This is a genomic window from Bradyrhizobium genomosp. I (2014), from assembly GCF_000261685.1.
In the GTDB taxonomy this organism is placed as follows: domain Bacteria; phylum Pseudomonadota; class Alphaproteobacteria; order Rhizobiales; family Xanthobacteraceae; genus Bradyrhizobium.
Genome location: NZ_AJQE01000337.1, coordinates 1 through 9,599 on the forward strand (window position 1 = coordinate 1; position 9,599 = coordinate 9,599).

Annotated in this window: 9 protein-coding genes and 1 pseudogene; 6 read left to right on the forward strand and 4 right to left on the reverse strand. The window is 65.4% G+C overall.

Annotated features, from left to right (window positions below; translation table 11 throughout):
- The 3 genes and pseudogenes from IC50_RS43380 to IC50_RS30090 form a co-directional block, all read left to right on the forward strand.
- A pseudogene (locus IC50_RS43380) lies at positions 1-128 on the forward strand (molybdopterin-dependent oxidoreductase); the annotation flags it as partial.
- A 12-nt stretch (positions 129-140) separates the two neighbouring features.
- Positions 141-449, forward strand: a complete 309-nt coding sequence (gene sorB / locus IC50_RS30085) for a SorB family sulfite dehydrogenase c-type cytochrome subunit (RefSeq protein WP_035713480.1) — start codon at positions 141-143, stop codon at positions 447-449.
- Positions 450-656: 207 nt separating this feature from the next.
- On the forward strand, positions 657-857 hold the full coding sequence (locus IC50_RS30090) for a cold-shock protein (RefSeq protein ID WP_008563500.1): 201 nt from the start codon (positions 657-659) through the stop codon (positions 855-857).
- Between the two features lie 170 nt (positions 858-1,027).
- On the opposite strand, the gene IC50_RS30095 is transcribed toward IC50_RS30090, so the two are convergent.
- Entirely contained in the window at positions 1,028-1,489 is a 462-nt protein-coding gene (locus tag IC50_RS30095) for an Lrp/AsnC ligand binding domain-containing protein (RefSeq protein ID WP_035713467.1), read from the reverse strand.
- Between the two features lie 114 nt (positions 1,490-1,603).
- Between IC50_RS30095 and putA the strand changes: the two genes are divergently transcribed.
- The 3 genes from putA to IC50_RS30110 all read left to right on the forward strand — a co-directional run bounded on the left by putA (position 1,604) and on the right by IC50_RS30110 (position 6,837).
- The gene (gene putA / locus IC50_RS30100) at positions 1,604-4,615 is read left to right on the forward strand and encodes a bifunctional proline dehydrogenase/L-glutamate gamma-semialdehyde dehydrogenase PutA (RefSeq protein ID WP_035713468.1); all 3,012 of its coding nucleotides are present in this window, start codon (positions 1,604-1,606) and stop codon (positions 4,613-4,615) included.
- Between the two features lie 114 nt (positions 4,616-4,729).
- Positions 4,730-5,935 carry a CaiB/BaiF CoA transferase family protein gene (locus IC50_RS30105; protein WP_035713470.1) on the forward strand — a complete coding sequence of 402 codons (1,206 nt, stop codon included), beginning with the start codon at positions 4,730-4,732 and terminating at the stop codon, positions 5,933-5,935.
- 254 nt (positions 5,936-6,189) lie between these two features.
- Positions 6,190-6,837: a glutathione S-transferase family protein gene (locus tag IC50_RS30110; protein ID WP_035713471.1), complete on the forward strand. Its 648-nt coding sequence runs from the start codon at positions 6,190-6,192 to the stop codon at positions 6,835-6,837.
- A gap of 3 nt (positions 6,838-6,840) precedes the next feature.
- Here IC50_RS30110 and IC50_RS42645 read toward each other — a convergent pair whose 3' ends face one another.
- The 3 genes from IC50_RS42645 to IC50_RS30120 all read right to left on the reverse strand — a co-directional run.
- Positions 6,841-7,005: a hypothetical protein gene (locus IC50_RS42645; RefSeq protein WP_193374172.1), complete on the reverse strand. Its 165-nt coding sequence runs from the start codon at positions 7,003-7,005 to the stop codon at positions 6,841-6,843.
- An 18-nt stretch (positions 7,006-7,023) separates the two neighbouring features.
- Positions 7,024-8,562, reverse strand: a complete 1,539-nt coding sequence (locus IC50_RS30115) for a hypothetical protein (protein WP_035713473.1) — start codon at positions 8,560-8,562, stop codon at positions 7,024-7,026.
- A 92-nt stretch (positions 8,563-8,654) separates the two neighbouring features.
- A partial coding sequence (locus IC50_RS30120; protein ID WP_035713476.1) for a hypothetical protein occupies positions 8,655-9,599 on the reverse strand: 945 nt, incomplete at its 5' end.

The window sequence follows — 9,599 nt, forward strand, 5'->3', positions numbered from 1 at the left end:
CAGGCGGCCACGAGCTCAAGGTACGGGCCACCGGCAATGGCGGCGAGACCCAGCCGGACACGCCGCGCTGGAATCCAGCGGGTTATCTGCGCAACGTCGTCGAAACCGTCCGCGTGACGGTGGCCTGAAGGAGAATGATCATGCAGCGCACCATTCCCCTCGCCATCACGCTCGCCCTCGCCGCCGTGGTGAGTTCGGCGCTTGCCGCGCCGGTCAACTACAAGACCCCCGACGAGGTCGCCGCCTTCAAGCCTGGTCCCAATCTCGATGTCGTGCAGGGCAATTGCAGCGCCTGTCACTCGTCCGATTACATCGCCACGCAACCGCCGATGAAGGACCGGAAGGGCTTCTGGCAGGCCGAGGTGACCAAGATGATCAAGGTCTATGGCGCGCCGATCGACGACGCGGATGTCGGCAAGATCGTCGATTATCTGGCTGCGACGTATTGACGGATGCCGGACGCGCGCGGGCTATTTGACCGCGAAACGGGCAAAAGCGGCAAAAACGCCGCGAAGTTGAGCGGAATTCAGCAAAATGCCGATATGGTTTGAGCTACCAAGCCCGCCACAATCCGCGTATCCTGTTAGGACCGAACCGGCCGATTGGCGGGGATTGGCGGTTCGAGATCTCGGAGGAAGACCCGCGGAGAAGTCGTGATGGCTAAAGGTACGGTCAAGTGGTTCAACCCGACGAAGGGTTATGGATTTATCCAGCCTGCGTCGGGGGGCAAGGATGTGTTCGTGCATATCTCGGCAGTGCAGAAAGCCGGCCTGTCCACTCTCAACGAGGGACAGACGGTGGAATACGAAGAGATCGCAAACCGGGGCAAGACCTCCGCAGAGAACCTCAAAGTATAAGCCCGCCAGCTTTTGCTGCCTCCCGGACCAATCCGGGAGCCGGGCCAAGAAAATTTCAGAAGACGGCCAGTGCACTCGACGACAGGCGTTGCGATTGCACGAGGATAGCTATTTTTCCTTGGAAGACCGTTTGTTCACGCCACAGCAACGACAATCGCGACGGCATTTCGTCAGCCCACCGGCAACGGTGCGTCGCGCTTGATCTCCTCCATCACCGCATAGGTCCGCGTCTCGCGCACGCCCGGCATCGACAGCAGGGTCTCGCCGAGGAAGCGTCGATAAGCGGCCATGTCCGCAAGCCGCGCCTTCACAAGATAGTCGAAGCCGCCGGCAATCATGTGACACTCCAGCACCTCGGGCGCGAGTTTCACTGCACGCGCAAAGCGCTCGAAATTGTCGGGCGTGGTCTTGTCGAGCAGCACCTCGACGAACACCAACAGGCCAAGACCGAGCCGGTGCGGGTTGAGCCGCGCACCGTAGCCCTCGACAAAACCCTCGCGCTGCAAGCGCTTCAACCGTTCGCCGATCGACGTCGGCGACAGCCCGATGCGCTCGGCGAGCTCGACATTGGCGATGCGCCCATCCTCCTGCAGAATCGAGAGGATTTTCCGGTCGATGCGATCGAGTTCCATATTTTATTCGGCCATTTTCTCATTGAACTTCACTTTCTAAGGTAAAGTCACTAATTTGTCCATCGAACTACGGTCATGCCGGCCTTATCCTGGATTTCAGCCACAGGACACGCCATGCCGAACATCCCGCCTCCCTTCGCTGCGCCCTATGCACCCGACGACGCCGACTTTGCCGCGCGTCTCTTGCCGTCGGCACATCCGAGCCCGCCGCAAGAGGCGCGGATCGACCGCACCGCGACGCGGCTGATCGAGGCGATCCGCAAGCGCGACGACCGGCTTGCAGGTAGTCTTGGCGGGGTCGAGGACATGCTGCGGGAGTTCGCGCTCTCGACCAAGGAAGGGCTGGCGCTGATGGTGCTGGCCGAGGCGTTGCTGCGCGTCCCAGACACGCGCACCGCCGACCAGTTCATCGAGGACAAGCTCGGCGAGGGCGATTTCATCCATCACGAAACCAAGTCCACCGCGTTCCTGGTCAACGCTTCGGCCTGGGCGCTCGGCCTGTCGGCACGGGTGATCCAGCCCGGCGAGACGCCCGACGGCACCATCGGTCGTCTCGTGAAGCGGCTCGGCGCGCCGGCGGTGCGCACCGCCACGCGCCAGGCGATGCGGCTGATGGGCAATCATTTCGTGCTGGGCGAGACCATCGAGCAGGCGCTGGAGCGGGGCCGGCCGCGCTCCGGCCAGAAGCCGCGCTATTCCTTCGATATGCTCGGCGAAGGCGCGCGCACGGCGGCGGACGCGAAGCGCTATTTCGATGCCTATGCCAGCGCGATTGAAACGATCGGCAAGGCGGCGGGCTCCCATCCCCTGCCCGACCGGCCCGGCATCTCGGTCAAACTATCGGCGCTGCATCCTCGCTTCGAGGCGATCAGCCGCGACCGCGTGATGGCCGAGCTGGTGCCGCTGCTGCTGGATCTGGCACAGCGCGCCAAGGCTCATGATTTGAACTTCACCGTCGATGCAGAAGAGGCCGACCGGCTGGAACTGTCGCTCGACGTGATCGCGGCAACGCTGGCCGACGCCTCGCTCGGGGGCTGGGACGGATTTGGCCTCGCCGTCCAGGCCTATCAGAAGCGCGCCGGCGCGGTGATCGACTACGTCGACGAACTCGCCCGCGCGCATGACCGCAAGCTGATGGTGCGGCTGGTCAAGGGCGCCTATTGGGACACCGAAATCAAGCGCGCGCAGGAGCGCGGCCTCGACGGCTATCCCGTGTTCACACGCAAGGCGATGACGGATCTGAACTACATCGCCTGCGCGACGAAACTGCTCGCCTTGCGGCCGCGCATCTTCCCGCAATTCGCCACCCACAACGCGCTGACGGTCGCGACCGTGCTGGAGCTTGCCGCTGATAGCAGCGGCTTCGAATTCCAGCGCCTGCATGGCATGGGCGAGGCGCTGTACGAGCAACTGGCAAAAGATCACCCGAACCTCGCCCACCGCACCTATGCGCCCGTGGGCAGCCATCGTGATTTGCTCGCCTATCTGGTGCGCCGGCTCCTGGAGAACGGCGCCAACTCGTCGTTCGTGGCGCAGGCGGCCGACTATCGCGTGCCGGTTTCGGCGCTGCTACAGCGCCCGGCGGATGCCATCGGCCGACCGCAACAGGCGGCCCATCCCAGGATTCCGTTGCCGGCAGATCTGTTCGCGCCGGAGCGGCGCAATTCGCGCGGCGTCGAATTCGGCGAGCGTGCCGCACTCGACCAGCTGCTGGCCGGCGTCAGGGCCGAGGCGGCCGATCTCAAATCCATCACCGACGCGACGCCGGATCAGGCCAGCGCAGCCGTGGCCGCAGCACGCGCGGGCTTTGCCAGTTGGAGCCGGACGCCGGCAGCTACGCGCGCGACGGCGCTGGAGCAGGCCGCGCATCTCCTGGAGAGCCGAGGCGCGCATTTCATCGCGCTGCTGCAAGCCGAGGGCGGCAAGACGCTTGACGATGCGTTGTCGGAGCTGCGCGAAGCCGCCGACTTCTGCCGCTACTATGCCGCGCAGGGCCGCAAGCTGTTCGGCGCCGATGCCGCCATGCCCGGCCCGACCGGCGAGAGCAATGCGCTCGCCATGCGCGGCCGCGGCGTCTTCGTCGCGATCTCGCCATGGAATTTTCCGCTGGCGATCTTCCTGGGGCAGGTCACGGCGGCGCTGATGGCCGGCGACAGCGTGGTCGCAAAGCCGGCCGAGCAGACGCCGCGCATCGCTCGCGAGGCCGTTGCCCTGCTGCACGAGGCGGGCATCCCCAGGAGCGCGCTGCACCTCGTCACCGGCGATGGCCGCATCGGGGCCGCGCTGACGGCGCACGCGGATATCGCCGGCGTCGTCTTCACCGGCTCGACCGAGGTTGCCCGCAGCATCAACCGGACGCTCGCTGCCAAGGACGGGCCGATCGTGCCGCTGATCGCGGAGACCGGCGGCATCAACGCCATGATTGCGGATGCCACCGCGCTGCCCGAACAGGTCGCCGACGACGTCGTGACCTCGGCCTTCCGTTCAGCCGGCCAACGCTGTTCGGCGCTGCGGCTCCTGTTCGTGCAGGAGGACGTCGCCGACCGCATGATCGAGATGATCGCGGGCGCCGCGCGCGAGTTGAAGATCGGCGATCCCTCCGACGTCGCAACCCATGTCGGGCCGGTGATCGACGAGGAGGCCAGGCAGCGCCTTGATGCGCACATCGCGCGAATGAAGCGCGAGGCGCGGCTGCACTTTGCAGGCGATGCGCCGGAAGGCTGCTTCGTCGCGCCGCACATCTTCGAGCTGAAGGAGCCCGGCCAGCTCACCGAGGAGGTCTTTGGCCCGATCCTGCATGTCGTACGCTATCGCGCCGAGAACCTCGAACGCGTCCTGCAAGCGATCGAGCGTACCGGCTACGGGCTCACCCTTGGCGTCCACTCCCGCATCGACGACACGGTCGAGGCGATCATCGATCGCGCCCAGGTCGGCAACATCTACGTCAACCGCAACATGATCGGCGCCGTGGTCGGGGTGCAGCCGTTCGGCGGCAACGGCCTGTCCGGAACCGGCCCGAAGGCCGGCGGCCCGCACTATCTCGCGCACTTTGCGACCGAGCAGACCGTTACGATCAACACGGCGGCCGCCGGCGGCAATGCTGCGTTGCTTGCGGGGGAGGAGTGAGGCCCTGCGCCGGGCGCCGTTGCATCCCGCGGAAACATCGGTCTAATGCTGCATGATGCGCCCGCGCCAATTCCAGCGCGCGGGAAACGACTGGAGCGAGGGAGCAACGCCGCGATGGACAAGGGCATTTTTGCGGGTCTGAAGGTTCTGGACTGTGCGAGCTTCATCGCAGCGCCCGCGGCCGCGACCGTGCTGTCGGACTTCGGCGCCGAAGTCATCAAGATCGAGCCGCCCGGCGCCGGGGACCCCTACCGCAATCTGCCGAACCTGCCGGGCTATCCGACCGGCGAGCACAATTTCGCCTGGCTGCTGGAGGCCCGCAACAAGAAGAGCATCGCGCTCGACCTCGCAAAGCCCGAGGCGCAGGCCGTACTGTACAAGCTGGTGGCGGAGGCCGACGTCTTCATCACCAACATGCCGCCGCCGGTGCGCGCCAAGCTCGGCATCACCTACGACCATCTCGCCCATCTCAACGATCGGCTGATCTATGCCTCCTTCACCGGCTATGGCGAGAAGGGCGAAGAGGCCAACAAGCCCGGCTTCGACAGCAATGCCTATTGGGCGCGGTCCGGCCTGATGGACCTCGTCCGCGCCGACACCGACACCACGCCGGCACGTTCTGTCGCCGGCATGGGCGATCATCCCTGTGCCATGGCGTTCTACGGCGCCATCGTCACCGCGCTCTATCAGCGCGAGAAGACCGGCAAGGGCTCGCACGTCGCCTCCAATCTGATGGCGAACGGGGTGTGGGCGGCGAGCGTGCTGGCGCAGGCAAAACTCTGCGGCTCCAGGTTCGGCGAGCGACGGCCACGCGAGCGCGCGCTGAACGCAGTCGCCAACCATTATCAGTGCAGGGACGGCCGCTGGCTGATCCTGTCTCTGCTGAACGAGGAGAAGCAGTTTCCGACGCTGGCGCGCTGCCTCGGGCGCGAGGATTTGATCAATGATCCTCGCTTTGCCACCAAGGCCGACCGCCATGCCCGCTCGGTCGAGCTGATCAAGATCCTGGACGACACTTTCGCCACCAGGGATCTCGCCGAATGGCGCAATATCCTCGACGGCAACGGCCTCGTGTTCGGCGTCGTCGCCATCCTGGACGACATCCCGAACGACAAGCAGATGCTCGACAACGAGGTGCTGGTGCCGTTCGAGAACGACACCATGCTCACCATCAACAGCCCGATCTGGATCGACGGCGCCAGGAAGGTGCAGCCGCGCAAGCCGCCAGCCGTCGGCGAGCACAGTGACGAGATCTTGCGTGGCGCGGGATACGACGAGGCGGCGATCAAGGCGCTCAGGGGTTCGGGGGCGGTGGGGTAAGGTCAAGTCGCTCGCTACACACTCCGCTGTCGTCCCGGCGAACGCCGGGACCCATAACCACAGGGAGCAGTTTGGCGAAGACGCATCGTTCGGGACGTCTACCGAACTACGACCGAGAGATTCCGCGGTATGGGTCCCGGCGTTCGCCGGGACGACACTGAGCCAGATGCATTGCTGGATTGCTTCGCTGCGCTCGCAATGACGGCGCAGGACGATCGCGCTATACATCGACAAAACACATGTCATGAGCTCCCATGCCCAGCTACCGCCTGCACTACTTCCCTGAATCCGGCAACAGCTACAAGCTGGCGTTGATGCTGACGCTGTGCGGCGAGACGTTCGCGCCGGTGTGGACCGACTTTGGCGGCGGCGTCACGCGCACGGCGGAGTGGCGCAGCGCCGTCAACGAGATGGGCGAGATTCCCGTGCTCGAGATCGACGGCGTGAAGATGACGCAGACCGCGCCCCTCCTGCTCAAGCTCGCCGAGCAATATGGCCGCTTCGGCGCCGAAATGGAGGAAGAGAAGTTCGAGCTGCTGCGCTGGCTGTTCTGGGACAACCACAAGCTCACCGGCTACATGGCGACCTACCGCTTCATGCGCGCCTTCACCGAGAAGAACGATCCGCAGGTGCTGAAGCATTTTCGCCGGCGGCTCGAGGACTTCCTCGGCATTCTCGACGGGCATCTCCAGCACAATGACTTCGCGATCGGGGCGAGGCCGACGGTCGCCGACATCTCGATGATGGCCTATCTGCACTATCCCAGCGACGAGCACGGCTTCGATTTCGCGGCGAGCCATCCCGCCATCCACGCCTGGCTCGGCCGCATGGCCGCGCTGCCCGGCTGGATGCCGGCCTATGAGCTGCTGCCGGGCAAGCGGATGACGAACTACGCGAAGTGAGGGCTACCTCAGCGCCAGCCAGCCGAGCGTAAACAAGATCCCTCCGACGATGACGGCCACCGCGACCGCCCAGGTGCTGACGCGGATGCTGCCGGTGACCTGCTTGGCTTCCTCATTCCGCGCGATCTCGCGATTGCGCTCCTTGTTGGTCCCGCTGGTATCCGTCATGGGTCATCCAAAATCGGTTTAACGCGTCTTGATGAAGCACATGCCGATGCGGCGCGAGGCCGCGGCAGCCTGACAGGTGAGACCGTTAGCACAGCTCCATGACGTAAAACTCCTGTCCGGCGATCCCGATCCCGCATCTTGCAGGGAACAATGCGCACCCCAGCCGTCCTGATACTCGGTGCCGGCCAGCTCCGGGCTGCCGCGGGTCTGCGGCCGGCTGGCAAATCCGCGTGAGAAATCAGGACGTTTACCCGCGGCGAACGCGGTCAGGATGTCGCGGCGGCGGAGCTGGTCGCCGAAAAAATGCGGCGAGGCCGGCACGATGGCGGAATTCGACGGCTTGTCCGCAAGCCAGTCGACGCCCGGGAAATGGAAGCCGCCGATGCCGCGGGTCTGGTGACAACCGGCGCAGGTGACGTCATTGAGACGGCGCTGGAAACCGGCGACTGAGCGGATGTTCTGCATCTCGACGCCGCGGGCCGCCGCCTGCTTCAGCGCACCGACCACGTCGCCATCGGTGAAGACTGGATCGCCGTTGCCCTCACCTTGCATCATGCCGAACGCGGGCTGCAGCGCCGAAGCATCGAGGCCGGCGGGCGTCGGCACCACTGCGGCCTTGGCCAGGAACTTCTCCGGGATCAGCACGGTGCCGCGATCGAACTCGCGCAGATGATTGGGCGCGAGCAGCCAATCCCGGAAGTCGCGTCGGAGATCATTATCGGCGAAGATCCTGTCGCGGTCGATCTGGTTCTCCAGCGTCGATTCCTCGAACCTCTTCGTGGCAGCGTCGTACTTGAACACCTTGAGCAGATAGTCGGAGCGGAAATCATGCAGCGCCGATTTCGGCGCGACCGAGACCTGGATGTTGGTCTCGATGCGGTCGAGCATGGCGTCGTAGGGAGGGACGCGACTGCCGATCAGGCCTTGCCAGTCGCCATTGTCGAGCCAGCGCCGGGCGACCTCGGCGCAGGTCACCAGTTTGCCCTTCGCATCCGTCTGGCGCGGATCGCCCGCCTTCATCACGAGGTTGAGCGTCATCGGGAGGCGCGTTGCGGTCTTGCCGCCATCCGGCCTGCTCTCGAAGCGCGCGAGACGGTAGATCAGCCGGATCTCGCCGCAGGACTCTTCGGCGACATAGGCGCGGTCCATGCGATTGACGATCCCAGCCAGCACGAAACGCGTGTCGGGAGATTTCAGATTGGCCCGATCGAACAATTGCGCGTCAAAACCCTCGCCGACGCCGATGGCTTCGGTCGGATATGCCGCCTTGTAGCGCGCGATGTAGCGGTCGAATTCCGCATCGATCGCCGGCAGAATCGCTTTGAGCTGCGGCAGCGACGCCAACATCAGGTCGGTCGTGAGCGGGACGTCGGCGTTCCGCTCCGGCGCGAGCAGGCGCGAGATCGTCAGCGTATCGTTCTGGTCGAGCTTGCGCAGGAGATCGGGATCGGTGATGGCGGTGCCGCGCGTCAGAGCAGTATCTTCCGCTGCGAATAGCGAATGGACGCCACCTAACAATGCGGCGACAGCAAAGAGAATTCGCAAGGCACGGCCCATGCTTCAGGTAACACCGCGCAGGGACACCTATTCAAGTAAAAAGGCGCCTCACATGGTGGTGAAGCGCCTTTTCGAAAGTCGATATCGAACGCTCAGCGCGACACGATCAGGCCCCTGCTGGTGACGACCACCCAGCGGCCGTCCTGGCGGCGGATCGCATCGACGCGGCCGACGCCGGGGATGGGATCGCCGGGATAGACCTCGTAGAGGCCGTCGCGGCCCTCGATCAGCGCACCGCCATTGGCGGCGTTGCGCAGCCTCCAGCCCTCGATCGTCGGAAGACGCCCGACCTCGCTCTTGGGCGCGGCTGGTGCCCGTGCGGCTGCGGCGGTCGCAACCTGGGTCGGCGCGATCGAGCCGGTGGTCTCCTTGGCGGGAGCTGCCGCGGCCTGCGCTGGGGCGGCGGGCGGCGCGGCGCGAAGCTTGTCGACGGTCTCGGACAGCTTGGCGATCCTGGCCAGCGGCTCGGCTTGCGCCTTCTCGAGCTTGTCGAGTCGGTCGTTGGTCCGGTTGAACTGGCTGACGCCGGATTTCGAACCGTGCTCGACATTGGCCTTCAGCGCGACGAGGTCGGCGTCGATTCGCGCGACCGAAGCATCGAGCGCGCTGGTGTCGGCGACCTGTACCGGCGCCTGGGCCGGGGCTGCGAAACGCATCATGCCGGCGGTCGCGAGCGCGCCGCTGATCGCGCCGACGCAAGCGGCAATCGCCACCACCGCGGCCATCGCAGACAAGCGGCGCTTGCCGCCGGTCTCGCGCGGCTCGTCCGCCTTGACATGGGGAGCAAAGTCCTCGCGGTCCCAGGACCGCTCCGAGGGCGCCATGACAATGAGCTTGCCGGGCCTGGACTCGGGCTTGGACTCGAGCTTGGACTCGGCCTTCGCTTCGAATTTCGGCACGTCGATCCGCGGGGGCTCGACTTTGGGAGCATCCGCCTTGACCGGATCCGGCTTGGGTGGCGCCTCGTGGTCGGGCGCGATCGAGGGGGCGTCGATCCCGGCAGCCTCGACAGCCTGCGACGTGGTCGTACCGGCTTT

Excerpts from the sequence above, each read along its gene's own strand:
- sorB (WP_035713480.1), top strand. The coding sequence starts at position 141 with ATGCAGCGCACCATTCCCCTCGCCATCACGCTCGCCCTCGCCGCCGTG.
- IC50_RS30090 (WP_008563500.1), top strand. The coding sequence starts at position 657 with ATGGCTAAAGGTACGGTCAAGTGGTTCAACCCGACGAAGGGTTATGGA.
- IC50_RS30095 (WP_035713467.1), bottom strand. The coding sequence starts at position 1,489 with ATGGAACTCGATCGCATCGACCGGAAAATCCTCTCGATTCTGCAGGAG.
- putA (WP_035713468.1), top strand. The coding sequence starts at position 1,604 with ATGCCGAACATCCCGCCTCCCTTCGCTGCGCCCTATGCACCCGACGAC.
- IC50_RS30105 (WP_035713470.1), top strand. The coding sequence starts at position 4,730 with ATGGACAAGGGCATTTTTGCGGGTCTGAAGGTTCTGGACTGTGCGAGC.
- IC50_RS30110 (WP_035713471.1), top strand. The coding sequence starts at position 6,190 with ATGCCCAGCTACCGCCTGCACTACTTCCCTGAATCCGGCAACAGCTAC.
- IC50_RS42645 (WP_193374172.1), bottom strand. The coding sequence starts at position 7,005 with ATGACGGATACCAGCGGGACCAACAAGGAGCGCAATCGCGAGATCGCG.
- IC50_RS30115 (WP_035713473.1), bottom strand. The coding sequence starts at position 8,562 with ATGGGCCGTGCCTTGCGAATTCTCTTTGCTGTCGCCGCATTGTTAGGT.